The organism is Paracoccus versutus (assembly GCF_000763885.1).
Lineage (GTDB): Bacteria > Pseudomonadota > Alphaproteobacteria > Rhodobacterales > Rhodobacteraceae > Paracoccus > Paracoccus versutus.
Genome location: NZ_JRKO01000030.1, coordinates 32,001 through 57,003, shown reverse-complemented (window position 1 = coordinate 57,003; position 25,003 = coordinate 32,001). Strand labels below are relative to the sequence as shown.

General features: G+C 68.5%; 21 protein-coding genes and 1 tRNA gene. 8 read left to right on the top strand and 14 right to left on the bottom strand.

Features of this window, described 5'->3' with window-relative positions:
• Positions 1-135: 135 nt before the first annotated feature.
• Complete coding sequence (locus tag IT40_RS14690) at positions 136-408, top strand: DUF6522 family protein (protein ID WP_036756589.1); 273 nt, start codon at positions 136-138, stop codon at positions 406-408.
• 44 nt (positions 409-452) lie between these two features.
• Here the strand turns inward: IT40_RS14690 and ric are convergent, their stop codons facing one another.
• The 3 genes from ric to IT40_RS14675 are packed head-to-tail and all read right to left on the bottom strand — an operon-like array spanning position 453 to position 3,170.
• Positions 453-1,118, bottom strand: coding sequence for an iron-sulfur cluster repair di-iron protein (gene ric, locus IT40_RS14685; RefSeq protein WP_036756587.1), 666 nt, complete (start codon positions 1,116-1,118; stop codon positions 453-455).
• Complete coding sequence (locus IT40_RS14680) at positions 1,111-1,704, bottom strand: UbiX family flavin prenyltransferase (RefSeq protein WP_036756583.1); 594 nt, start codon at positions 1,702-1,704, stop codon at positions 1,111-1,113. Before IT40_RS14680 ends, ric begins: the two co-directional genes overlap by 8 nt.
• Positions 1,701-3,170, bottom strand: coding sequence for a UbiD family decarboxylase (locus tag IT40_RS14675; protein WP_036756580.1), 1,470 nt, complete (start codon positions 3,168-3,170; stop codon positions 1,701-1,703). The genes IT40_RS14680 and IT40_RS14675 overlap by 4 nt, the downstream gene beginning before the upstream one ends.
• Before the next feature lie 123 nt (positions 3,171-3,293).
• Between IT40_RS14675 and ubiT the strand changes: the two genes are divergently transcribed.
• From ubiT to IT40_RS14655, 4 genes are read left to right on the top strand one after another with little or no spacing between them, the layout of a single operon-like run.
• Complete coding sequence (ubiT, locus tag IT40_RS14670; protein WP_036756577.1) at positions 3,294-3,827, top strand: ubiquinone anaerobic biosynthesis accessory factor UbiT; 534 nt, start codon at positions 3,294-3,296, stop codon at positions 3,825-3,827.
• Positions 3,827-4,819 (top strand): ubiquinone anaerobic biosynthesis protein UbiU, encoded by a 993-nt coding sequence (gene ubiU / locus IT40_RS14665; protein ID WP_036756575.1) that lies wholly within the window; start codon positions 3,827-3,829, stop codon positions 4,817-4,819. Before ubiT ends, ubiU begins: the two co-directional genes overlap by 1 nt.
• A gap of 2 nt (positions 4,820-4,821) precedes the next feature.
• On the top strand, positions 4,822-5,712 hold the full coding sequence (ubiV, locus tag IT40_RS14660) for a ubiquinone anaerobic biosynthesis protein UbiV (RefSeq protein ID WP_036756572.1): 891 nt from the start codon (positions 4,822-4,824) through the stop codon (positions 5,710-5,712).
• 23 nt (positions 5,713-5,735) lie between these two features.
• Complete coding sequence (locus tag IT40_RS14655; RefSeq protein WP_036756569.1) at positions 5,736-6,950, top strand: NnrS family protein; 1,215 nt, start codon at positions 5,736-5,738, stop codon at positions 6,948-6,950.
• 94 nt (positions 6,951-7,044) lie between these two features.
• Here IT40_RS14655 and IT40_RS14650 read toward each other — a convergent pair whose 3' ends face one another.
• The 7 genes from IT40_RS14650 to IT40_RS14620 are packed head-to-tail and all read right to left on the bottom strand — an operon-like array spanning position 7,045 to position 17,760.
• The gene (locus IT40_RS14650; protein ID WP_036756566.1) at positions 7,045-7,557 is read right to left on the bottom strand and encodes a DUF2478 domain-containing protein; all 513 of its coding nucleotides are present in this window, start codon (positions 7,555-7,557) and stop codon (positions 7,045-7,047) included.
• Positions 7,557-8,360 (bottom strand): peptidylprolyl isomerase, encoded by an 804-nt coding sequence (locus IT40_RS14645; RefSeq protein ID WP_036756563.1) that lies wholly within the window; start codon positions 8,358-8,360, stop codon positions 7,557-7,559. The genes IT40_RS14650 and IT40_RS14645 overlap by 1 nt, the downstream gene beginning before the upstream one ends.
• Positions 8,361-8,366: 6 nt before the next feature.
• On the bottom strand, positions 8,367-9,068 hold the full coding sequence (narI, locus tag IT40_RS14640; protein ID WP_036756561.1) for a respiratory nitrate reductase subunit gamma: 702 nt from the start codon (positions 9,066-9,068) through the stop codon (positions 8,367-8,369).
• Positions 9,069-9,078: 10 nt separating this feature from the next.
• On the bottom strand, positions 9,079-9,768 hold the full coding sequence (gene narJ, locus IT40_RS14635; RefSeq protein ID WP_036756559.1) for a nitrate reductase molybdenum cofactor assembly chaperone: 690 nt from the start codon (positions 9,766-9,768) through the stop codon (positions 9,079-9,081).
• On the bottom strand, positions 9,765-11,282 hold the full coding sequence (narH, locus tag IT40_RS14630; RefSeq protein WP_036756557.1) for a nitrate reductase subunit beta: 1,518 nt from the start codon (positions 11,280-11,282) through the stop codon (positions 9,765-9,767). The genes narJ and narH overlap by 4 nt, the downstream gene beginning before the upstream one ends.
• The gene (locus tag IT40_RS14625; protein WP_036756554.1) at positions 11,279-15,028 is read right to left on the bottom strand and encodes a nitrate reductase subunit alpha; all 3,750 of its coding nucleotides are present in this window, start codon (positions 15,026-15,028) and stop codon (positions 11,279-11,281) included. Before IT40_RS14625 ends, narH begins: the two co-directional genes overlap by 4 nt.
• Before the next feature lie 14 nt (positions 15,029-15,042).
• Positions 15,043-17,760, bottom strand: a complete 2,718-nt coding sequence (locus IT40_RS14620) for a nitrate/nitrite transporter (protein WP_036756551.1) — start codon at positions 17,758-17,760, stop codon at positions 15,043-15,045.
• Positions 17,761-18,033: 273 nt separating this feature from the next.
• Here IT40_RS14620 and IT40_RS14615 point away from each other — a divergent pair, with 273 nt between their 5' ends.
• Positions 18,034-18,738 carry a helix-turn-helix domain-containing protein gene (locus IT40_RS14615; RefSeq protein WP_036756548.1) on the top strand — a complete coding sequence of 235 codons (705 nt, stop codon included), beginning with the start codon at positions 18,034-18,036 and terminating at the stop codon, positions 18,736-18,738.
• 222 nt (positions 18,739-18,960) lie between these two features.
• Here the strand turns inward: IT40_RS14615 and IT40_RS14610 are convergent, their stop codons facing one another.
• The gene (locus IT40_RS14610) at positions 18,961-20,151 is read right to left on the bottom strand and encodes a multidrug effflux MFS transporter (protein ID WP_036756545.1); all 1,191 of its coding nucleotides are present in this window, start codon (positions 20,149-20,151) and stop codon (positions 18,961-18,963) included.
• A gap of 390 nt (positions 20,152-20,541) precedes the next feature.
• Between IT40_RS14610 and IT40_RS14605 the strand changes: the two genes are divergently transcribed.
• Positions 20,542-21,234: a FadR/GntR family transcriptional regulator gene (locus IT40_RS14605; protein WP_240540514.1), complete on the top strand. Its 693-nt coding sequence runs from the start codon at positions 20,542-20,544 to the stop codon at positions 21,232-21,234.
• Between the two features lie 210 nt (positions 21,235-21,444).
• On the top strand, positions 21,445-22,404 hold the full coding sequence (locus IT40_RS14600) for an asparaginase (RefSeq protein WP_036756539.1): 960 nt from the start codon (positions 21,445-21,447) through the stop codon (positions 22,402-22,404).
• A gap of 188 nt (positions 22,405-22,592) precedes the next feature.
• Here IT40_RS14600 and IT40_RS14595 read toward each other — a convergent pair.
• From IT40_RS14595 to IT40_RS14585, 3 genes are all read right to left on the bottom strand, one after another.
• Positions 22,593-22,669, bottom strand: a tRNA-Arg gene (locus tag IT40_RS14595).
• 53 nt (positions 22,670-22,722) lie between these two features.
• On the bottom strand, positions 22,723-23,379 hold the full coding sequence (locus IT40_RS14590) for a cytochrome b/b6 domain-containing protein (protein ID WP_036756536.1): 657 nt from the start codon (positions 23,377-23,379) through the stop codon (positions 22,723-22,725).
• Positions 23,372-24,994 carry a tetrathionate reductase family octaheme c-type cytochrome gene (locus tag IT40_RS14585; protein ID WP_036756533.1) on the bottom strand — a complete coding sequence of 541 codons (1,623 nt, stop codon included), beginning with the start codon at positions 24,992-24,994 and terminating at the stop codon, positions 23,372-23,374. Before IT40_RS14585 ends, IT40_RS14590 begins: the two co-directional genes overlap by 8 nt.
• Positions 24,995-25,003 lie beyond the last annotated feature (9 nt).

The following is a 25,003-nucleotide window of genomic DNA, read 5'->3' as shown; positions in this document are numbered from 1 at the left end:
GGGAAACAGGCGCGGCGCGAGACACTCGCCCGCGCCTTTCTTGATGAAAGTCGTGTCTTATCCGACCCTCGCCATGGCCAAACGCCCGGCGCATCCCCATATGCCGGACAGGACGACACCCCGGAGGGCAATGGCATGACCAGGATCGACTTGACCGAACAGGGTTTTATCGTCGAGGCGCAGGAACTGGCCGCGGCCTTCGGCGTCGAGCCGGGCCAGGTGCCCGAACTGATGCGCGCCAATCGCATCACCACCCGCTGCGAGACCGGCGAGGGCGAGGATGCCGGGCGCCATCGCCTGACCTTTTTCTTCCGGAACCAGGCGCTGCGCCTGACCGTCGACGCCGAGGGCACGATCCTGAAACGCGCGCGCTTCGACGTCCCGGCCCGCAACGCCGGGGCGCGCTGAACACGCAGGCGGGGCATCCGGCCAGCCGAAAGCCCCGCGCCCGGTCACGACGCAAGGACGCGCGGGAACAGGACTTCCTCTTCCAGATGGATATGGGCGACCACGTCGTCGCACAGCTTGCGCAAGCCGGTGTAAAGCGCCGTCCACGAACCGCAGGCGCCGGCCGGCAGGGTCAGGCCATGGGTCACATGCTCGATCCGGCGCAGCAGCTCGGCAGTATCCTCATGCTCGGCCCGCATGATGCGAATCGGCCCGGCCAGCATGGCGCCGCCGCCTTGCAGGATGGCGGGGAACAGCACGGTTTCCTCCTTGGCCATGTGCGATTCCAGGTCGTCGCGCAGCGCGATCAGCGCCTCGGTCAGGCCCAGGGGCGCCTCGTCATGGTCGCCATGCACCATCTCGACCCGGTCGGCCAGGCCGATCAGCCAGCCCAGCTCCTCGCGGTGGGTGTCGTGATAGCGGCTCAGGATATGGTCGATCAGCGCCGAGGTCTCGGTCGGGGCGTCGCGGCCGGCATTGTCGATCAGCGCCTGCAATTCGGCGGTCAGCGCCGGCAGGGCGACACCGGCCTTTTCGGCGGCTTCGGCCAGGCCGGCACTGGCACCGCAGCAAAAGCTGATGCCGGCGCGGCGGAACACCTCGGCGGCGCCGGGCAGCCGGGCGGCGATGTCGCCGACGGGGGTATCTGGGGCAAGGGTGATGTCAGTCATGATGGTCTCCTCCATGGGGGGCGGGTCGAGAGGGGGCCCAGGCTTGGGCCAGGGGCGGGCCGAGGCGCAGCAGATCGACCGCGCGGGCGGCGATCTGGGCGGTGACTTCGGCCAGGCTTTGCGGGCGCAGGTAGAAGGCCGGCACCGGCGGCAGGATCACCGCGCCCATCCGGGTCGCGGCCTGCATGTTTTCCAGATGCGCCAGGGTCAGCGGCGCCTCGCGCGCCAGCAGCACCAGCGGCCGGCGTTCCTTCAGCTGCACCCCGGCGGCGCGGGTCAGCAACCCGTCGTCGAAGCCATGCGCGATGGCCGCGAGGCTGCGCATGGAACAGGGCGCGACGATCATGCCCGCGACCGGGCACGACCCCGAGGCGATGGCCGCGCCCAGGTCGCGCTGCGCATGCACGCGCGCGGCCAGCGCCTGCAAGGCGGTCAGCGCGTCCAGCCCGACCTCTTCGGCCAGCGTGCGCCGCGCCATGTCCGAGACGACCAGGTCGATTTCCGCCCCGGCGCGGGCCAGCGCGCGGGCGCAATCCAGCGCCAGCATCGCGCCCGAGGCTCCCGAGACGCCCAGCACCACCCTCATGGCAGCACCGCGGCCAGCAGCGCCTCGGCCCGCGCCTCGTGCGTCGGGTCAAGCCGCATGACACGGCCCCATTCGCGGCTGGTCTCGGCGCCGATCTTGGTGGTGGCGTCCAGCCCCAGCTTGCCCGCCAGCCCCTCGACGGGCGAGGCGAAGTCCAGGTAGTCCATCGGCGTGCGGTCCAGCAGCATCACGTCGCGGCCGGGGTCCATCCGGGTCGAGATCGCCCAGGCGATGTCGTCCCAGCTGCGCACGTCGATGTCGCGGTCCACGACCACCACCAGCTTGGTATAGCTGAATTGCGGCAGCATCCCCCACAGCGCCATCATCACCCGCCGCGCCTGGCCGGGATAGCGCTTGTCGATCGCCACCACCGCCATGCGATAGGAACAGGCGGCGGGCGGCAGCCACAGGTCGGTGATCTCGGGGATCTGGGCGCGGATCACCGGCAGGGCGAGATCGTTGAACACCTCGCCGATGACCGAGGGCTCGTCGGGCGGCCGGCCGGTGACGGTCGACAGGTAAAGCGGATCGCCCCGGCAGGTGATGCGGCTGACGCGCATGACCGGAAAGGACTCGACGGCGTTGTAATAGCCGGTGTGGTCGCCGAAGGGGCCCTCGGGTGCGGTCTCGCCGGGATGCACCCAGCCCTCGATGACGATTTCGGCGCGGGCGGGGACCATCAGCGGCACGGTCTGCGCCGCAACCAGTTCGGTCCGCGCGCCGCGCAGCACGCCGGAAAAACCCAGTTCGGAAACCGTCTCGGGCAGCGGCAGCGCGGCGGCCAGCAGCAGCGCCGGATCGGCGCCAAGCGCGATGGCGACCGGCATCGGCTCGTCCGCCTGCGCCCAGCTGCGGTGATGCGCCGCACCGCCGCGATGCGCCAGCCAGCGCAGAATCAGCCGGTCGGGGCCCAGCACCTGCGCGCGATAGACGCCCAGGTTGTAGCGGGTCAGATCCTCGGCCCGGCTGTCCTGCGGCCGGGTCAGCACCACCGGCCAGGTGATCAGCGGCCCGCCATCCTCGGGCCAGGGCGTCTGCACCGGCAGCGAATCGAGGCCGGGCAGTTCGGCCTCTTGCACCGGGCCGTGGCGCAAGAGCTTCGGCCGCGTCGCCAGCGCCGCGCGCAGCATGGGCCAGCGCGACATGGCGTCGCGCATGCCCTCGACCGGGGCCGGGCTGCGCAGCGCGGCCAGGAATTCGCCAAAGCCCGCGACCTCGTCCGGCTGCAGGCCCAACCCGGCCGCGACCCGCGCCCTGGTGCCGAAAAGATTGGCGATGACGGGGATGCGCGCGCCCTCGGGCCGGTCGAAGCGCAGCGCCGGCCCGCCGCGGCGCAGGCAGGCCAACTCGACCGCCGTCATCTCGTGGCGCAGCGACACCGGCTCGGCGATGCGCGCGAACTCGCCCCGCGCCTCCAGCCAGGACAGAAAGGCCCGCAGGTCGGGAAATGAGGGAAGGCTGCGCATCAAGGGCTCCGGCAGGCCCGCGGCAAGGCGGGCGGATCATGGCGGAAAGGCTAGGCGGGAATTTCCGCGGCTGATTTGACGAATATCAATCACAGCGCCGATTGATCGGCCTAGACCCGGAACATGACCCAGCGCCCCACCCTGCCGCCGCTGCTGATGCGGCTTCCGCCCCCGCCGCTTTCCCGCCCGGCCCTTGGCCTGGCGCTGACCGCGTTCCTGCGCCGGATCGCCGCGAAGAACCCGGCGATCCTGGCGCGCCTTGGTCCCTATGGCCAGGCGCGCTTCCTGCTCGATGTCAGCGACGGGCCGTTCCTGCTGCTGATGCAGCCCCAGGCGCGGCGGCTGACCGCCCATCCGCGCCATGCCCCCGAGCCCGAGCATGACGCCGCGATCCGGGGCGGGCTGGCGGCCTTCCTTGCCATGCTGCATGGCGCCGAGGACGGGGACGCGCTGTTCTTTTCCGGCGAGTTGCAGATCGGCGGCGATACCTCGGCGGTTCTGGCGCTGCGCAATGCGCTGGACGATGCCGAGCTGGACCTGACCGAGGAACTGGCGGCGCTGACCGGCCGGCCGCTGGACCGCTGGCTGCGCCGCGGCTCGGCGCTGGTCGCGCGCAGAAGCGGGCTGGTCCTGTCCCGACAAGAGGTGATGCCATGATGGAGCTGGTCTGCCCGGCCGGAACCCCGGCGGCCTTGCGCGCCGCGGTCGATGCGGGGGCGCATACGGTCTATTGCGGCTTTGCCGACGAAACCAATGCCCGCAACTTCCCCGGCCTGAACTTCAGCCGCGAGGAACTGGCCGAGGGCATCGCCTATGCCCATGCCCGCGGCGCGCATGTGCTGGTGGCGATCAACACCTTCCCGCGCGCCGGCGACCAGGCGCTGTGGCACCGCGCCGTCGGCGACGCCGCCCGGCTGGGCGCGGATGCGGTGATCCTGGCCGACCTGGGCCTGATCGCGCATGCCGCCGAGGCCCATCCCGGCCTGCGGCTGCACCTGTCGGTGCAGGCCGCCGCCGCCAATCCCGACGCGATCAACTTCTATGCCGAAACCTTCGGCATCCGCCGGGTCGTGCTGCCCCGCGTGCTGTCGGTCGAGGAGATCACCGCCATCAACCGCGAGATCGAGGTGGAAACCGAGGTCTTCGTCTTTGGCGGGCTCTGCGTCATGGCCGAGGGGCGCTGTTCGCTGTCCTCCTATGCCACCGGGCTGTCGCCGAACATGAACGGCGTCTGCTCGCCCGCCAGCCACGTCGCCTACGCCGATGTCGCCGGCAATCACGAGGCGCGGCTGGGCGATTTCCTGATCCACCGCACGCCCAAGGGGATGCCGGTGCCCTATCCGACGCTGTGCAAGGGCTGCTTCAGCTCGCCCGACGGCAAGGGCGGCGGCCAGACCGGCCATATCTTCGAGGATCCGGTCAGCCTGGACGCGACCCGGCTGATCCCGGCGCTGCAAAAGGCCGGGGTCAGCGCATTGAAGATCGAGGGGCGGCAACGCTCTCGCGCCTATGTGGCGCAGGTGGTGCGCGCCTTCCGCGCCGCTGTCGAGGCTGCCGACCAGGGCGCGCCCATGCCCGAGGGACTGCTTGCGCGGCTGACCGAGGGCCAGGCCGCGACCACCGGCGCCTATGCCAAGACCTGGAGATGACCATGGACCTGACCGTCGGCCCCATCGCCTTTTTCTGGAGCGCGGAGCAGGTCCGCGCCTTTTACCGGACGCTGGCCGATACCCCCGTTCAGCGGGTTGTGATCGGCGAATGGGTCTGCTCGAAGCGCCTGCCCTTCTGGCAGCACGAGATCCCCGCCGCGGTCGAGGTGCTGCAGGCCGCAGGCAAGGAGGTGGCGCTTTCCACGCTGACGCTGATCACGCTCAAGCGCGAGCGGCGGCAGACGGCCGAGCTGTTCGCCTCGGGCCTGCCGGTCGAGATCGCCGACCTGACCGCGCTCCAGCACCTGCCCGAGGGCGCCCCCTTCTGGGTCGGCCCGACGGTCAACGTCTATAACGAGGGCACGCTGGAGTGGCTGGCCGCGAAAGGCGCGCAGCGCATCTGCCTGCCGCCCGAGCTGCCGCTGGAATCGGTGGCGCAGCTGGCCCGCGCCGGGCAGGACGCCGGCGTCGCGGTCGAGGTCTGGGGCCATGGCCGGGCGCCGCTGGCGATCTCGGGGCGCTGCTATCACGCGCGGCTGCACGACCGCGCCAAGGACAGCTGCCAGTTCGTCTGCGCCGAGGATCCCGACGGCCGCACGGTCGAGACGCTGGAGGGCCAGCCCTTCCTGACCGTGAACGGCGTGCAGACGCTGAGCTATACGCATATGAGCGTCGCGGGACAGGCCGATGCCCTGCGCGATGCCGGCGTCGCCGCGCTGCGGCTTTCGCCGCAGCCGGGCGATTTCGCCGCCGTGACCCGGCTTTACGCCCAACTGCTGGAAAGCGGGCTTTCGGCGCAGGACGCGCTGGCCGGCTTGCGCCGCATCCAGCCCGGCGCCATCTTTGCCCAAGGGTTCCTGGAGGCGCGCCCCGGCGCCGCCCCCTGCCCATGACCCCATCTTGACGGAGACGCGCGATGTCCACCTCGGAACGCATGCGCAACTATCGCGGGCCGGTGCTGCTGAGCCACGGCTTCCGCGCCTTCTTCCTGATCTCGGCGCTCTGGGCGGCGCTGGCCATGGCGATCTGGGTGGCCATGCTGGCGGGGGCCGAGATCCTGCCCCTGGCCTTCGACCCGTTCAGCTGGCACGCCCATGAATTCCTTTACGGCTATCTCGGCGGGGTCATCGCCGGCTTCCTGCTGACCGCGGTGCCGAACTGGACCGGGCGGCTGCCGGTGATGGGGGCGCCCCTGGCCGGGCTGGTCGGGCTGTGGCTTCTGGGCCGGGCCGCGGTCGGGGTCTCGGCGCTGCTCGACTGGCGCGTGGTCCTGCTGGCCGATCTGGCCTGCGGGCTCATGCTGCTGGCCTTCCTGGCGCGCGAGATCCTGCATGGCCGGAACTGGCGCAACCTGCCGGTTCTGGCGCTGCTGGGGCTGTTCGCCGCCGGCAACGCGCTGTTCCATGCCGAGGCCGCCCGCGGCGACGCGGCCTTCGAGGGCATGGGGATGCGGCTGGGCCTGGCCGCGGGCCTGATGCTGATCGCGCTGATCGGCGGGCGCATCATCCCCAGCTTCACCCGCAACTGGCTGGCGGCGCGGGGGGCGCAGCAACTGCCGGCGCCCTTCGACCGCGGCGACGGGCTGGTGCTGGGGCTGACCGGGGTGACGCTGGCGGGCTTCGTCGCCCTGCCCGACGGCCGGGCCATGCCCTGGCTGATGCTGGCCTGCGGCGCGGCGCATCTGTGGCGGCTGGCGCGCTGGCAGGGGGCGCGGACCGGGGCCGAGCCGCTGCTTTGGGTGCTGCACCTGGCCTATGGCTTCCTGGCGCTCGGCTTCTGGGCCGAGGCGGCGGCGGGCCTGGGCCTGATGGCGGCGGCACCGGCGCGGCATGTCTGGCTGGCCGGCGCCATCGGGCTGATGACGCTGGCGGTGATGAGCCGGGCGAGCCTGGGCCATAGCGGGCGGGCGCTGCATGCTGGGCGCGGCACCACGGCGCTTTACCTGGCGCTCGCCGCCTCGGTGGTGCTGCGGCTGCTGGCCGGGGTACTGCCGGCGCAGGTCTGGCTGCTGCACCTGTCGGGGACGCTGTGGGTTCTGGCCTTCGGCGGCTTCGCCCTGCTCTACCTGCCGGTGCTGGCGCGGCCGCGCGTGGCGAAAAAGCCGGTCTCGGGCGCAAGGCGGACAGCCTGAAGCGCACCACGAAAAGAAAGGCCCGGTCGCGACGACCGGGCCTTTTTCGTTGCATGAGCCTTGGGGGCTTTGGGGGCCTTGGCGGCCTTGCAGGTCAGGCGGGCTGCAGCCGGCAGGCCCGCTGGCACCAGCCCATGACCGCCGCCTGATCGGCGGGAAGCGGCATGGCGAGCCCGTCTGCAAAGGCCTGGAACGCCGGCAGGTTCAGCCCGTTCACCCCGGCCAGCACCGGGATGCCGCGCGACAGCGCCTCGGCGATCAGGGGCGCAAAGCCGCGGCCCTCGGATTCCTGCTTGCCGAACTTGTTGACCAGCAGCAGGTCGGCGCCGGGCAGCGCGGCGGCGACGCCCAGCACCGCCGCCTCCAGCACGCCGGCGTCCAGCCGGCAGCCGCGGGCGCCGTTGCCGCGATCCTCGCTGATGCGCAGCACCGGGCCGTCGGGCAGCACGCGCAGGTCCATGTCGCATTTGACGCGGCCCTCGCGCTCGGGGTTGGTCTGCACCGTCCCGGCCAGCCGCAGCCCCGCCGCCTGCGCCGCCCCGGCAAGGGCGGCAAGGAAGCGGTCGTTCGCGCCGCGGCCGGGCAGGCTGACATAGGCCAGTTGCATCACGCCCGCCTTTCCTGGTCGAAGGAAACGCCCGAGATCTCGGCCCCGGCGACCAGCCCGTCCAGGTAGTCGCGGCTGGCGCGCAGCCAGGCCGCCTTGTCATGCGCCTGGCGCAATTGCGGCAGCACGGCCTGGAACGGCAGCACCGCGCCCTGCGCGCGCGCATCCAGGCGGACGACATGCAGGCCATAGCGGGTTTCGGCCAGGGCCAGCGCGCCTTCCTCCATCGTGGCCAGCACGGCCTCGAACTCGGGGACGGTATCGCCCGAGGTCAGCTGCCCCAGAACCCCGCCGGCATTCTTGGAAGAACAGGCGCTCAACTCGGCCGCCAGTTCGGCAAAGCGGCGCGGCTGGGCGCGCAACTGGGCCAGCACCGCCTCGGCCTTGGCCTGCGCCTGGGCACGGGCCTCGGCATCGTCGGGGGCGGCGGCGAACAGGATATGCGCCGCCTCGAAAAGCGAGGGGGCGCGGAACTGTTCGGGATGGGCGGCGTAATGCGCGGCCAGCGCCGCCTCGTCGGCGGGCGCGGGCCGGATCTTCTGGTCCAGCAGGGCGCGGATCGCGGCCTCGTCCTCGGTCTCCCACTGGCCGGGGGCAAGCTCGGCCGGTTCGGCCGCGATGCCCTGGGCGCGGGCTTCCTGCAGCAGAAGCTCGCGCACCGCCAGCGCCCGCGCGGCGGCGCGCCAGGCATGGCCGGGCTTGCCCTTGGGCGCGGGGTGGTTCTGCGCCTCGGCCGCGATGCGGCCGGGGTCCAGGGTCACGCCGTTCACGACGACGGGCGGCAAGAGCGGTTTCACCTCCATCGCCGCTTACTCCGCCGGGTGGCGCTTGGCCGGGTAACGCTTGGTCCGCACGATCTGGTAGCCCGGCCGCCACAGGTAGCGCACGGGGGCCGAGATCATGTGGACCAGCCGGGTGAACGGGAACAGCAGGAAGATGGTCAGCCCCAGCAGGATATGCAGCTTGAAGAGCCAATGCACGCCCACCAGGTGATCCGCCGCGCCCGAGCGGAAATAGACGATGCCCTGCGCCCAGGACATCAGCCGCGTCATCTCGTGCCCGTCCAGGTGCTGCATCGAGACCAGGATGGTCGCAAGCCCCAGCACCAGCTGGGCGACCAGCAGGGCCAGGATGCCGGTATCGGCCAGCGTCGTATGGGCGCGCACCCGCGGGTCGGTCAGCCGGCGATGCAGCAGCATCCCGCCGCCCACCAGCGCCATGACCCCGGCGATGCCGCCGGCGGTCATCGCCAGCACCTGCTTGGCGCCATGGCTGATGCCGAAGGCGTCGAACACCGCGATCGGGGTCAGGAGCCCGACCAGATGGCCGAAGAAGATCACCAGCACGCCGACATGGAACAGGACCGAACCGATGACGAATTGCCGCCGCCGCAGGATCTGGCTGGACTTGGATTTCCAGCTGAACGGATCCTGGTCATAGCGGATGATCGAGCCGAGGATCATCACCGTGATGGCGATATAGGGATAGATCCCGAAAAGGAAATTGTTCATCTGCTCCTCCTCATTGCGCCGGGTTCGCGACGCGCGGGGCGTCCATGCGGGCAAGGATGTCGCGGCTGACCGGGCAGCCGGCATTGGGGTCGGGACCGAAAGTGACCTGCGCCTCTTCCCAGACGGCATCCAGCGCGGCCAGATCCTCGGGGTCGTCGTCGGGAACGGCGGCCAGCTCCTCGGGCAGTTCGGGCGGCTCGGTCACGACCAGCGTCACCAGCGCGCTCAGCACGCCGGCATAGGCGCTTTCGCGCCGCGTCAGCCGGTCGGCCAGCGCGACCAGGATATGGGCGGCATCGGCCAGCAGCGCCTCGGCCTCGGGCAAGGGCCGGGTGGACAGGTATTCCAGCAGCACCGGCAGGTGGTCGGGCAGTTCCGGCCCGACCAGGTCGAAGCCGCCGGCGCGATAGGTTTCCAAGAGATCGACCATGGCGCCGCCGCGGTCGCGGCTTTCGCCATGCACATGCTCGAACAGGTTCAGCGACAGGCTGCGCGAGCGGTCGAACAGCAGCACATAGCGTTCCTGCAGGTCGTAGAGGTCGCCCTGGCGCAGCTCTTGCAGCAGCCGGGCGATTTCCTCCATGCGCTTGGGGCCAAGCAGCCCCTCGGCATGCAGCACCGCGTCGATTTCGGGCAGCGCGGCGATCAACTCCTCGCTGGGATAGGAAAGCAGCGCGGAAAGGGCCTTGAAGCTTTTCATGCGATGAACTCCTGCGGGCTGCGGAACTTCTTGCCGCCGAAGAGCGAGGGGGTGTCGCCCGACGAACAGCCGTGCCCGTCGGTAAAGCCGCAGCCGCCGCGCAGGTCATAGGCGTCCTCGACGATCTCGCGATGCGTGGTCGGGATGACGAAGCGGTCCTCGTAATTGGCGATGGCGAGCAGCTGATACATCTCGTCGATCTGGTGCGGGGTCAGGCCGACGCGCTTGGCCACGCCCAGGTTCACCACCCCGTCCAGCGTCTTGGAACGCATGTAGCTGCGCATGGCCAGCATCCGCTCCAGCGCGGCGGCGACCGGGGCCTCGTCCCCCGCGGTCAGCATGTTGGCCAGGTAGCGCAGCGGGATGCGCAGGCTGCGCACGTCGGGCATGTCGTCCTGCGCTGCGATCTTGCCCGCCTCGGCCGCGTTCTGGATCGGCGACAGCGGCGGGACATACCAGACCATCGGCAGGGTGCGATATTCCGGGTGCAGCGGGAAGGCGATCTTCCATTCCATCGCCATCTTCCAGATCGGCGAGCGCTGCGCGCCGCGGATCCAGTCCTCGGGCACGCCCTCGGCGCGGGCGGCGGCGATCACCTCGGGGTCGTTCGGGTCCAGGAACACGCCCAGCTGCGCGTCGTAGAGGTCCATTTCCGATTCCGCCGCCGCGGCTTCGGCGATCCTGTCCGCGTCATAGAGCATCACCCCCAGGTAGCGGATGCGGCCGACGCAGGTTTCCGAACAGACCGTGGGCTGGCCCGATTCAAGCCGGGGATAGCACAGGATGCATTTTTCCGACTTCCCGGTGGACCAGTTGTAATAGATCTTCTTGTAGGGGCAGCCGGACACGCACATCCGCCAGCCCCGGCACTTGTCCTGGTCGATCAGCACCACCCCGTCCTCTTCGCGCTTGTAGATCGCGCCCGAGGGGCAAGAGGCGACGCAGGCCGGGTTGAGGCAATGCTCGCAAAGCCTCGGCAGATACATCATGAAGGTGTTTTCATATTCGCCGTAGATGTCCTTCTGGATGCCCTCGAAGTTGTAGTCCTTGCTGCGTTTCTCGAACTCGCCGCCCAGGATTTCCTCCCAGTTCGGGCCCCATTCGATCTTTTCCATCCGCTCGCCCGAGATCTTGGATCGCGGCCTTGCGGTCGGGAAGGCCTGCATCTCGGGCGCCGATTTCAGGTGGTCGTAGTCGAAATCGAAGGGCTCGTAGAAATCGTCGATCTCGGGCAGGTCGGGGTTGGCAAAGATATTGGCCAGGATGCGCCACTTGCCGCCCTGCTTGGGCCGCAGATGGCCCGAGCGGGTCCGCACCCAGCCGCCGTTCCAGCGCTTCTGGTTTTCCCAGTCCTTGGGATAGCCGATGCCGGGCTTGGTCTCGACGTTGTTGAACCAAGCGTATTCGACGCCTTCGCGCGAGGTCCAGACGTTCTTGCACGTCACCGAGCAGGTATGGCAGCCGATACACTTGTCCAGGTTCAGCACCATGCCGATTTGCGCACGCACTTTCATTCCGCTGCCTCCATCTTTTGGGTTGCGGGCTGGTCGAGCCAGTCGACCTTGTTCATCTTGCGGACGATGACGAATTCGTCGCGGTTGGCCCCCACGGTGCCGTAGTAGTTGAAGCCATAGGCCAGTTGCGCATAGCCGCCGATCATGTGGGTGGGCTTGGGCACGATGCGCGTCACCGAATTGTGGATGCCGCCGCGCAGGTTGGTGATCTGGCTGCCGGGCGTGTTCACGATCTTTTCCTGTGCGTGATACATGAACATGCTGCCTTCCTTCATGCGCTGGCTGACCACCGCGCGCGCGGTGATGACGCCATTGCTGTTGAAGACCTCGACCCAGTCGTTGTCGACCAGCCCGGCTTTCCTGGCGTCGATCTCGGATATCCACACCACCGGGCCGCCGCGGTTCAGCGTCAGCATCAGCAAGTTGTCGGTATAGGTCGAATGGATGCCCCATTTCTGGTGCGGGGTGATGAAGTTCAGCACTACGTGCTTTTCGCCCGCGGCCAGCGACTTCCTCGCATCCGCGCCGACGGTCTTCAGGTCCACCGGCGGGCGCCAGGTCACGAAGCTTTCGCCAAAGGCGCGCATCCATTCGTGGTCCTGGTAAAGCTGCTGGCGGCCCGAGACGGTACGCCACGGGATCAGCTCATGCACGTTGGTCCAGCCAGCGTTATAGCAGACCTCCTCGCTTTCGATGCCGGACCAGGTGGGGGACGAGATGATCTTGCGCGGCTGGGCGGCGATGTCGCGGAAGCGGATCTTCTCGTCCTCCTTGACCTCGGCCAGATGGGCGTGGTCGCGGCCCGTGGCGCGGCCGAGCGCGGCCCATGCCTTGACCGCCACCTCGCCATTGGTTTCGGGCGCCAGCATCAGCACCACCTCGGCGGCGTCGATCGCCGTCTCGATCCGCGCCATGCCCTTGGTCGCGCCCTCTTCGGTCACGCGGCCGTTCAGCGCCTGCAGGTGATGCACCTCGTCCTTGGTGTCCCAGCTGATGCCCTTGCCCCCGTTGCCCAGCTTTTCCATCAAGGGGCCCAGCGCGGTGAAGCGCTTGTAGAGGTTCGGATAGTCGCGCTCGATCTCGATATAGGCGGGCGCGGTCTTGCCGGGGATCAGCTCGCATTCGCCCAGCTTCCAGTCCTGCACGAAGGGCTGGGCGATCTCGCCGGCGCTGTCGTGCTGCAGGGGCAGCTGCACCACGTCGGTCTCGACCCCCAGCACCTCGGGCGCGATCTCCGAGAACTTGCGGGCGATGGACTTGAAGATCTCCCAGTCGGATTTCGACTCGTAGGCCGGGTCCACCGCCGCTTGCAGCGGGTGGATGAACGGATGCATGTCCGAGGTGTTCATGTCGTCCTTTTCATACCAGCTGGCGGTCGGCAGGACGATGTCGGCATAGACGGCGGTGGTGGACATGCGGAAGTCGATGGTGACCAGCAGGTCCAGCTTGCCCTCCGGCGCCTGCTCGTGCCAGGCGGCCTCGACCGGCTTCTGCCGGCCCTCCTGGCCCAGATCCTTGCCCTGCACGCCGTGATCGGTGCCCAAGAGGTGCTTGAGGAAATATTCATGCCCCTTGCCCGAGGAACCGAGCAGGTTCGAGCGCCAGACGAACAGGTTCCTCGGCCAGTTCTCGGGCGCGTCGGGGTCTTCGCAGGACATCTGCAGATCGCCTGACTTCAGCTCGCGCGCGACGTAATCCCTGGCGGGGATGCCTTCGGCCTTGGCGGCACGGCCGACCTCCAGCGGGTTGGTCCTCAACTGCGGGGCCGAGGGCAGCCAGCCCATCCGCTCGGCGCGGATGTTGTAGTCGATCAGGCTGAGCCGGTTCCAGTCGCCCGCCGGCGCGGTCGGCGACAGGATCTCCTGCGCGCTGACCGTCTCGTAGCGCCATTGGTCGGTATGGGCATACCAGGCCGAGGTCGCGTTCATGTGCCGCGGCGGGCGCGCCCAGTCCAGCGCGAATGCCAGCGCCGTCCAGCCGGTCTGCGGGCGCAGCTTTTCCTGGCCGACGTAATGCGCCCAGCCGCCGCCCGACTGGCCGACGCAGCCGCACATCACCAGCATGTTGATGACGGCGCGATAGTTCATGTCCATGTGGAACCAATGGTTCATCGCCGCGCCGATGATGATCATCGACCGCCCATTGGTCTTTTCGGCATTGGCGGCGAATTCGCGCGCGACCTGGATGATCTTGTCGCGGCGCACGCCGGTGATGCGCTCGGCCCAGGCGGGGGTAAAGGGCACGTCGGCGTCATAGTCGCGCGCGACGTTCTCGCCGCCCAGGCCCCGGTCCAGGCTGTAATTGGCGCAGAACAGGTCGAAGACGGTGGCGACCAGCGCCTGCTGGCCATCGGCCAGGGTCAGCCGCTTGACCGGCACGTTGCGGGTCAGCACCGCGCCGCGGTCGTCGACGGCGAAGCCATTGGTCGCGGCGCCGCCGAAATAGGGGAAGTCGACGCCGACCACGTCGTCGCGATCCTCGTCCAGGATCAGGCTCATCTTCAGCCGGACCTCGTCCCCGCCGGCCTTCTGCTCAAGGTTCCAGCGCCCCTGCTCGCCCCAGCGGAAGCCGACCGAGCCGTTCGGGACCACGATGCGGCCGGTCACGTCGTCGATGGCGACCGTCTTCCATTCCGGGTTGTTCGCCTGGTCCAGCGCGCCGTCGAAATCGCTGGCGCGCAGCTGGCGGCCGGGGATCAGGCGGCCGTCCTGTTCCTCCAGCCGCACCAGCATGGGCATGTCGGAATAGCGCCGGCAGTAATCCTCGAAATATTCGGCCTGCCGGTCCAGGTGGAACTCGCGCAGGATGACATGGCCGAAGGCCATGCCCAGCGCCGCGTCGGTGCCCTGCTTGGCGTTCAGCCAGATGTCGCCGAACTTCGCCGCCTCGGAATAGTCGGGGCAGATCACCGCCGACTTGGTGCCGCGATAGCGCGCCTCGGTATAGAAATGCGCGTCGGGCGTGCGGGTCTGCGGCACGTTCGAACCCCAGAGCAGCAGGTAGCCCACGTTATACCAATCCGCCGATTCCGGCACGTCGGTCTGTTCGCCCCAGGTCTGCGGGCTGGCCGGCGGCAGGTCGCAATACCAGTCATAGAAGGACATGCAGGTGCCGCCCAAGAGCGACAGATAGCGCGTGCCCGCCGCATAGGAGATCATCGACATGGCCGGGATCGGCGAGAAGCCGAAGACCCGGTCGGGGCCATAGGTTTTCGCCGTATAGGCATTGGCCGCGGCCACGATCTCGGTCGCCTCGTCCCAGGTCGCGCGCACGAAGCCGCCCTTGCCGCGGATGCGGGTATAGCTTTCGCGCGCCTGCGGGTCGGCCTGGATCGCGCTCCAGGCCTCGATGGGGGTCATGGTCCGGCGCTTTTCGCGCCAGAGCTTCATCAGCCGGCCGCGGATCAGCGGCGTCTTCACCCGGTTCGCGGAATAGAGATACCAGCTGTAGGAGGCGCCGCGCGCGCAACCGCGCGGCTCGTGGTTGGGCAGGTCCGGCCTGGTGCGGGGATAGTCGGTCTGCTGCGTTTCCCAGGTGACGATGCCGGATTTGACATAGATCTTCCAGGAACAGGAGCCGGTGCAGTTCACCCCATGGGTCGAGCGCACGATCTTGTCGTGCCGCCAGCGCCCGCGATAGGTGTCCTCCCAGTCGCGGTTCTCGGTCGTGGTCTGGCCATGCCCTTCCGAAAACACGTCCTTGCGCGTGGATTTCAGGAAGTTCAGGCGGTCCAGCAGATGGCTCATGGCTGTCTCCTATGTCAGGCAGGGGTGGCGGCGCCGGCAGGGGCGCGGCCGCGTTCGATGTCGTGCAAAAGCCCGCCCGGCCGGGTGTAGAACACCCAGGTCACGGCAAGGCACAGCACGTAGAAGCCCAGGAAGGCCCAGAGCGCGCCCAACGCCGATCCGGTCAGCGCGATCGAGCTGCCGTAGGCCTTGGGTATGAAGAAGCCGCCATAGGCGCCGATCGCGCTGGTGAAGGCGATGATCGCGGCGGATTCGCGGTCGGACTGCCGGCGGCGGTCCTCGGGGGAAAGCTGCGGCTCAAGCCGGGCGACTTCCTTGCGCATGATGACGGGGATCATCTGGAAGGTCGAGGAATTGCCGACCCCGGTAAAGAAGAACAGCGCCATGAAGCCCGCGAAGAAGCCCCAGAAGGACAGCGCCTGGAGCGAGACGATCACCAGCCCCACCGACACGATCATGCCGGCAAAGACCCAGAAGGTCACGCGCCCGCCGCCGACCCGGTCGGAAAGCCAGCCCGTCCCCGCCCGGCTGAGCGCGCCGACCAGCGGCCCCAGGAAGACGAATTGCAGCGCGTTCACATCGGGGAAGGCCAGCTTGATCAGCAGCGGGAAGCCCGCCGAATAGCCGATGAAGCTGCCGAAGGTGCCGATATAGAGCAGGCACATCACCCAGTTGTGCAGCCGGGTAAAGATCACCGCCTGCTCGCGGAAGCTGGCGCGGGCATCGGTGATGTCGTTCATGCCCAGCCATGCCGCGATGGTCGAGGCGATGATGAAGGGCACCCAGATGAAGCCCGCGTTCTGCATCCAAAGCCGGCTGCCGTCCGAAAGCTCCTGCGCCGCGCCGCCCATGGCGCCGAAGACGCCCATGGTGATGACGATGGGCACCAGGAACTGCATCAGCGACACGCCCAGGTTGCCCAGGCCCGCGTTCAGCCCCAGGGCGTTGCCCTTTTCCGATTTCGGGAAGAAGAAGCTGATATTGGCCATGGACGAGGCGAAGTTCGCGCCCCCCAGCCCGCAAAGCAGCGCCAGCGCCACGAAGATCACATAGGGCGTCGAGGGATCCTGCACCGCATAGCCGATGCCCATGGCCGGGATCAGCAGCGAGGCGGTGGACAGCGTGGTCCACAGCCGCCCGCCAAAGATCGGCACCATGAAGCTGTAGAAGATGCGCAGCGTGGCCCCCGACAGCGCCGGTAGCGCCGCCAGCCAGAACAGCTGGTCCTGCGTGAAGTCGAAGCCGATCAGCGGCAGCTTGGCCACGACCACCGACCACACCATCCAGACCGCGAAGGCCAGCGTCAGCGCCGGGATCGAGATCCACAGGTTGCGCCGGGCGATCCTGCGGCCCTGCTCGGCCCAGAAGGTCGGGTTCTCGGGGCGCCAGTCGTCCAGCACGCGCGGCATCACCGTGCGCTCGGGGTCATGCACCTCGGCCAGTTCGGGAAAGTTCGGCAGCCGGTCCAGGGCGCGGCCCTGGGCGCGGCGCTCCATGGCGCGGATCGACAGGTGCATCCAGGCCATCGAGACGACGACGATCAGCAAAAGCAGGGCAAAGCACGAGGTCCAGATCCCGGTCAGGTCCAGCGCCGCGCCGAAGATGATGGGCAGAACGAAGCCCCCCAGCCCGCCGATCATGCCGACAAGCCCGCCGACCGCGCCGACGTGGTTCGGGTAATAGACCGGGATGTGCTTGAAGATCGCGGCCTTGCCCAGGCTCATGAAGAAGCCCAGCGCAAAGAGCGTCACCACGAAGGGCCAGAGCCCCATCTCGGTCGAGAACGAGATCAGCCCGTCCTTGCCGCGGATGGTATAGTCGGTCGGCGGATAGGACAGCATGAACAGGAACAGCGCGCTGAAGCCGAAGGTCCAGTACATCACCGTGCGCGCGCCGAAACGGTCCGACAGGATGCCGCCATAGGCGCGGAAGATGCTGGCCGACAGGCTGAAGGCCGCCGCCGCCATGCCGGCCACCCGCAGGTCGACGCCATAGACCTGCGTCAGGTAATGCGGCAGCCACAGCGCCAGGGCGACGAAGCCGCCGAAGACGAAGAAGTAGTAAAGCGCAAACCGCCAGACCTGCAGATTCCTGAGCGGCGCGAACTGCTCGGCCAGGGTCGGCGCGGCGATGCCCTGGGCGCGGCGCGCCTCGAAATCGGGATCGTCGCGGGCGACCAGCAGGAAGACCACGCCCATCAGCGCGATGCCCACCGCCCAGATCTGCGCGACCGCCTGCCAGCCCCAGGCCACCAGGATGAAGGGCGCGATGAACTTGGTCACCGCGGCGCCGACATTGCCCATGCCGAAGATGCCAAGCGCGGTCCCCTGGCGCTGGGCCGGGAACCATTTCGAGACATAGGCGACGCCGATGATGAAGGAACCGCCCGCCATGCCCACGCCAAGCGCGGCCAGCAGGAAGGTGGCATAGCTGTCGGCCCAGGTCAGCGCCCAGGTGGCAAGGCCGGTGAACAGCATCTGCAACGAGAACACCAGGCGCCCGCCATAGCGTTCGGTCCAGACGCCCAGGATCAGCCGGATCAGCGACCCGGTCAGGATGGGCGTGGCGATCAGCACGCCATATTCGAACTCGGTCAGGCCGAGTTCCTGCTTGATGGTGATGCCGATGATGGAAAAGATCGTCCAGACGGCGAAGCACAGCGTGAAGGCGGTGGTGCTGAGCCACAGCGCCTTTTGCTGCTGCATCGGGGAATAGGAACTTGGGTCCGGCATGGCGGATGCTCCGATTGGGACGTTCGCGCGCTGTTTGTGGCGCTCACCCAACACGGACCCCGGCGGCAATGTTTGATCTGGATCAACCTGTCCCAGCCGCACCCCGAAAACCGACCGGATTTCGATTCTGCGCCGTCAGGATTGGAGGATACTCAATCCGGCACCCATCATTCTCCCTGTCATTTCATGACAAATATGCCATCATTGATTGACAAATATCAAGATTTTTGCTATGTCAGAGGCGATTCCAGACCCATCCGACAGGACAGCTTTATGCGCGAAGAGGACCGCAACGACATCCGCAACCTGCCGCTGTTTCGCAACATGACCAGCCCGTGCTTCGACGCGCTGATCCATGCGGCCTACGACCAGGTGTTTCCCGCCCAGCTGGAGCTGATCCGGCAGGGCGAGGTGGCGAATTTCCTGCATGTCGTGCTGGAGGGCGCGGTCGAGCTTTACGCCAACTGGCAGGACCGCGACACCACCATGGCCGTGGTCCAGCCGGTCGCCACCTTCATCCTGGCCGCCTGCATGCGCGACGCGCCCTATCTGATGTCGGCGCGCACCCTGCAACGCTCGCGCATCGTGCTGATCCCGGCGGTGGACGTGCGCGCGGCCTTTTCGCGCGACCACGGCTTTGCCCTGGCCACGGTGCAGGAACTGTCCGAGGGCTATCGCAACCTGGTGCGCCATGCCAAGAACCTCAAGCTGCGCAATGCCCGCGAAAGGCTGGGCGCCTATCTGTGGCAGCGGTCGCAGGACGCGGGCGGCGTGGCGGGATTCGTGCTGCCGCAGGAAAAGCGGCTGCTGGCCTCTTACCTGGGCATGACGCCGGAAAGCCTGTCGCGCGCCTTCAAGGCGCTGCGCGACCATGGCGTGCATATCGACGGCATGCGCGTCACCATCACCGACCCGGCCGCGCTGAAGGCGCTGGTCCAGCCCAACACCCTGCTGGACACGGCGCTGAACATTCCCTGACGGCAGGGATCCGAGCACAAGCGGCGGCCTCCGACCGCGCCCGGATATGCCGGCGGATAGGTTCCGCCGATCCTAACCGAAAGGCAGCGGGTGCTGGCGCGCGACACGACGGGCCGGCCCAGCGTGCCAGCCCGCCGGCGCGATCCATGATGCGGGTTTCGGCCCGAGCGCGCCCTGCCCGCCCGCAAGGGCGCGGCGCAGGCTGGGGCGGAACCGGGAAGGTCAGGCCAGCAGCCGCAGCCGCGGCAGCGAGGCCGCGGCCGCCGCCCAGGCAAGGGCCGCGCAAAGCGTGATCGCCGGCACCATGGTCGCCGCGGTATTGTCCAGGAGCGGCCCGGTCACGGCGATCATCAGCCCGCCCGTCAGCATCTGCAGCGTCCCGCCCAGCGACGAGGCGAGCCCGGCGATGTCGGGATGCGGGTCCAGCGACATGACCATGGCCGTCGGCATGACCAGCCCCAGGCAGGCATTGGCCACAAACAGCCCGGCGATGACCACCGCCAGCGCGTCGAACCCCGCCAGCACCACCAGGGATAGCGCCAGCGACAGCCCGGCAAAGCCGGTGATGGCCAGCGAGATCACCCGCTCCATCCCGAAGCGCTCGGCCAGCCGGCCGGCGAATTGCGAGGCGGTGAAGAAGCCCACCGCATTCACCGCGAAGGCCAGCGAGAACCCGGTCGGGCTGAGCCCGTATTGCCGGGTATAGACGAAGCTCGCCGAGGCCAGGAACACGAAGAAGCTGGCCATGCCGAAGCCGCCGATCATGGTCAGCCCCAGAAAGCGGCGGTCGGACAGCAGCCGCCGCGCCCCGGCCGTCATGGCCGCCAGCCGCACCGGCCGGCGCCGCTCGGCCGGCAGGGTCTCGGGCAGCACGAACAGGATCAGCCCCAGGCTCAGCAAGGCGGCCGCGGCCAGCACGGCGAAGATCTCGCGCCAGCCGCCCCAGGCCATCACCGCCGATCCGGTCAGCGGCGCCAGCATGGGCGAGACCGAGATCACGATCATGATCGCCGCCATCATCCTGGCCGCCGCGGGGCCGGTCGCCATGTCGCGGATCACCGCGCGCGGCACCGCCATCAGCGTGGCCGCGCCCAGCCCCTGCAAGGCGCGGGCGGCGATCAGCCAGCCGATGGTCGGCGCCAGGCTGGCCGCGACGGTGGCGGCCAGAAAGATCGCCACGCCGATCACCAGCGGCTTCTTGCGCCCGACCGCATCGGCCATGGGCCCATAGATCATCTGCGCAAAGCCGAAGACGATGAAATACGAGGTCAGGGTCAGCGCCGCCCCGGCCTCGGTGGTGCCAAGGTCGCTGGCCACCTGCGGCAGGGCGGGCAGATACATGTCGATCGCAAAGGGACCGACGGCGGAAAGCAGGCCAAGAAGCAGGGCCATGCGGAACAGGGGATCACGCATCGGAAAACCTGTAGCTGTTCGGATATGGGAAATGCGGGCGCAGAATCGCGCCAAGGGTCGTTCGCCGCCGCCGGCCCTGACTGCCATACCGCAGCGGCGGGCGCAACCCCGCACGGGCCAGGCGGGCAGAGTTGATAAATGTTCACCGCGCCCGGAATCCGACTTCCAAAAATCCGCGACCCCCGGCAGGATGAGAAACGATTTCCCCGGATTCTGGACGCGGAGCGACGCGGATGAGGATCTATCACCTGATTTTCATGGCGCAGATCGCCGGCCTGGCCGGGCTGCTCGGCGCCGCCATTCTGTACTGGTAGACGGTTCCCCCACAGCACGTCTTGACAGGTGCGCCTGACATGCAACATTGGCGCCATGAACAAGGTGGCTGATTGGTTGTCCCATAAGAGCCCGGTCAGTCGGAAAAACGCCGCCGAGACGGTGTTCGAGGATCTGCGAGGCGCGATACTGGCCGGCCGCTTGCCGGTCGGCATCCGGCTGCCCTCCGAGGCCAAGCTGGCCGAGCATTACGGCGTCAGCCGCCCGATCATCCGCGAGGCCATGCGCTCGCTGCAGACGCTGGGCCTGACACGCAGCCGCAGCGGCAGCGGCAGCTTCGTCATCTCGGACCGGCAGGCGCCGGAGCTTGCCTATGGCAATTATTCGGCGCGCGAGCTGATCGAGGCCCGCCCCTTCATCGAGATCCCCGCCGCCGGCTGGGCCGCCCTGCGCCGCAGCGACGAGGACATGGCCCGGCTCTTGCAGCTTTGCGACAGCATGGAGCGACAGGAGGACGCGCTGAAATGGGTGCGGCTGGATTCCGATTTCCACTGCCTGATCGCCGAGGCCGCCCGCAACCGGCTGTTCGCCCGCATCGTCACCGATTCCCGCGACGCGCTGATGCGGCAGTCCGAACTGGTGAACCTGATGGCGGATCGGCGCATCACCTCGAACCTGGAACATCGCCGCATCGCCGAGGCGATCGCCGCCGGCTCCGAGACCGAGGCGCGCACCGCCATGCGCGACCATCTCGACGAGGTCGAACAGGCGATGACCTGGATCATCAGCCAGCGCCCGGCCAATTCCTGATCTTGCGGTGGCAGGCCCGCTGCGGCAATGATCCGCCCGCTTTCGCCCCCGTCCGCGCAAGATTACGCAGGGTGCGGGCGACCGGCCGGGCTTGACCCCGGCGGCGGCTGTGTTTATCGCAAGCTGTCAGACAGATCGCGGCAGGCCGGGCCCGCCCAAGCCGGCCGCAGTTCTGCAAGGGAGGGATTGCGCAACCATGCAGTTCGTGTCGTGACCGGGACCGGACGGATTCCGCTGCTGGCGGTGCTTGCCACCGGCGGCACCATCGCCAGCAGCCGGGACACGAACGGCGCCGCCAGCCCCAGCCTGGGGGCGGCGGATCTTTTGGCGATGCTGCCGCCGATGGCGGCCGACCTGCGCCCGCAAGAGGTGCTGGCCAAGGATTCCGCCAGCCTGACGCTGGCCGACATGCAGCGCATCAGCGACGCGGTGGCGGCCCAGCTGGCCGACCCCGGCATCGCCGGCATCATCGCCCTGCACGGCACCGACGCGATGGAGGAAACCGCGCTTCTGGTGCAATTGCAGCATGCGCCGCGCAAGCCGGTGGTGTTCACGGGGGCGCAATTCGCCTCGGACCACCCGCGTTCGGACGGGGCGCGCAACCTGGCCGATGCCGTCCGCGCGGCCCTGCAGCCGCCTGGCCAGGGGGGCGTGGTCCTGGCCTTCGGCGGCCGGCTGCTGCCGGTCTGGGGGCTTTACAAATTCGCCTCGGACGCGCCGGACGCCTTTCGCCGCGTGGCCGAGGAAGGGCCCAGCGTCACCCAGCCCCTGCCCGTCCCGGTCGACGGCCTGCGCGTCGACATCGTCGCCACCCATCCCGGCAGCGACGGGCTGCATCTCGAGGCCAGCCTGGCCGCCGGGGCGCGGGGCATCGTGATCTCGGCGCTGGGATCGGGCAATGCCACGCCCGAACTGGTCGCCGCCATTGCGCGGGCACGGGCGCAGGGCGTGGTGGTGGTGGTCTCCAGCCGGGTGCCCGAGGGGCTGCTGTCGCCGATCTATGGCGGCGGCGGCGGCGGCCATGACATGCGTCGTGCGGGTGCCATCCATGCCCGGCTGCTGCGCCCCGGCCAGGCGCGCATCCTGCTGGCGGCGATGCTGGCCAATGGCTGCCCCGAGGCCGAGATCGCCCGCGCCTTCGAAACCGCGCCGGAAGCCGCAACGACCTGAGCCCGGCCGCGCAGCTCGTGGCTGACGCCACGCCGCTGATCTTGGCGGATGGAAGCCTCTGCCCACCCGCCAACGAATCGCGCCGCGGCGGGCCTTTCCCGCGCAGCCAATGCAGGGGAACCGTGGTGGTTGGCCAAGCCCGGCAGGAACATCCCAAGCGGCCGATGTCCGGTGGTGGTTCGGGGAAATGGCGCACCCGACAGGATTCGAACCTGTGACCTTCGCCTTCGGAGGGCGACACTCTATCCAGCTGAGCTACGGGTGCCTCAGGCCGGTCCATAGCCGATCGGACCGGCCCCCGCAATGGCAAATCGCCGGTCAGGGCTTCAGGCGCCGGGGTTCCTCGGCGGCCAGATAGGCTTCCTGCTCGGGCGTCAGGTCGACGGTCTCGAACCCGGTCAGCATCGGCTTCACATGCTCGCGAAAGCCGTGGCCGACGGTCAGCAGGTAGACATGCGCCACCACGAAGCTGCCGATCGCAAAGGCGGTCAGGATGTGGATATTGGCCACCGCCCAGATCGCCCAGCCCGACGGGTCGAGATCGTCCCACAAGCCATAGCCCAGATAGGCAATGCCGCTGAGAAACACCGCCGGGAACAGCAGCACCTTCAACGCCAGATAGGCCAGCGCCTGCAGGGGGTTGTGCCGGCGCCGCAGCACCTTGCGATAGGGGTGCTCCTCGCCGCGGAACACCCCCCAGGCATAGAAGCGCGCGACCTGCCACAGCCCCGCCCGGCGCGGCGCGAACTGCCGCCACGTCCCGGTCGTCAGCAGCCAGAAGGCGGTGAAGGCCCAGAGCAGCATCAGCGCCACCGCGACGACGGAATGGATCGTCACCGCCAGGCCGAAGGTCAGAACCCCGTGCAGCCCCATGATCCGCAGCCCGGTGAACAGCAGGACCAGGATCGAGGCCGCCTGGCTCCAGTGCCACAGCCGGTTGAAGCGGGTATAGACCAGAACCTTGCGCTCAGCCATGATGCGCCCCCTTTCCCTTCCTGCCAAGCAGGCGCAGAAGCCCGTGCCCGGCCACGCCCGCGACCGCCATCGCCAGCAGGGCCAGCCCGATGATCCCGCCCGGCGGCAGGCCGGTGCCGGGAATATAGACGCCGGTGATTCCGGCCATGCGGCCTTCCGGCCGGTGGCAGGCACCGCATTTCAGCGCATCCTCGGCCGGCGCGACCATATGGGTGATCGGCCAATACATCTGCGTGTCGACGAAATCGAACTTCCCGGAATAATCCGTGCCCATGTAATGCGCCGCCGCCTGCAGCGCCTTGGACCAGTCGAAATTCGTCCAGAAGGCGGTGTCGGTCTGCGGGCCATAGACCTGGCTGTGCAGAAGCACGTTGCGCTCGGTGTCGAAGGCCTGGCGGCCGACCATCTGCTTGAAGGGCCAGATCCGCGCATCCGGGTCGGCGGCCGACCCCTCGAGCCGGTTGATCTCGACCGGCAGCGACGGATCGAAGACCGTCTCGGCGGTGGTGTATTCGACCGTGCCGTTGAACCAGCCATAGAAGGGCACCACGTTCTCGGCCCATTCGAAATTGCCCTTGGTGGACAGATAGGTATGCAGGTGCTGGCCGTCGGACTGGGTGAACTCCTCCTCGGCGAAGGGCTTGCCGTCCTTGAACTTGCCGGCGGTCGACCAGTCCCACAGCGTCTTGGTCGCGACGCCGCCGCGGGCAAAGGACGGAATGTGGCAGGTCTGGCAGGCGACGCGGTCGGTATGGTCGTTCAGCTTCATCCCCGTCGGCGTCGCGGCATGGGGCCGGTTGCCGTGGCAGCTTTCGCAGGTCGCGGCATCGCGCGGCTGGCCCAGCAGATGCGCGTCGACGATGTCCTTGGCCTCGACGGCATAGCGCGAGCCGGCGACGCGGTGATCCTCGGTGACATGGCAGGTCTGGCAGGTGAAATTGCCGCCCTCGGGCGACATATGCACATCGGTCGCCAGGTCCGGCCGGATCAGCGCCGAGGACAGGTCGCCATGCTTCACGTTGTCGCCGCCGCCGCCGTAGAAATGGCAGTTGCCGCAATTGTCGCGTCCCGGCGCGCCCACCGATTGCGCCGCCCGCGCCAGATCGACCGGCTTGGCATCGGCGCCGGTGATGGTCTTGGCCCCGGCGGGCACCGGCTCGAGCGGCGGGTGGCCCGCCATGTTGTCGAGCTTGGTATATTGGCCGGAACGGTCATGGCAGGCCAGGCAATCAACCCGCGCCGGGTCAGAGGGGGGCGGCTGGCGCACGTCGGTCCAGCCATAGCCGGCGTGGCAGGATGTGCAGCGCGCCTCGTTCGAGCCGACATTGCCGCAAAACGAATTGATGACGCTGGATTTTCCCAGCTTCTGCCCAGTTTCGGCATGGGTATAGTCCCATGTCCAGTGCAGCGTGTGCATGACCTGGTCGCCCGCCTCGGTATGGCAGGACAGGCAGGCCTGGGTGACTTCCAGCCCCGATGAGAAGGGCCCCTTCAGCGCCGGAAATTTCGAATGGTCGGCGGTGCTGCCGCTGCCCGGAACGGCAGGCGCCTCCTGCGCCTGCGCCGGCGCGGCCATCGCGGCCGCGACCCAAAAGGCCCATGCGAGCAAACGCATGGCCCGGTT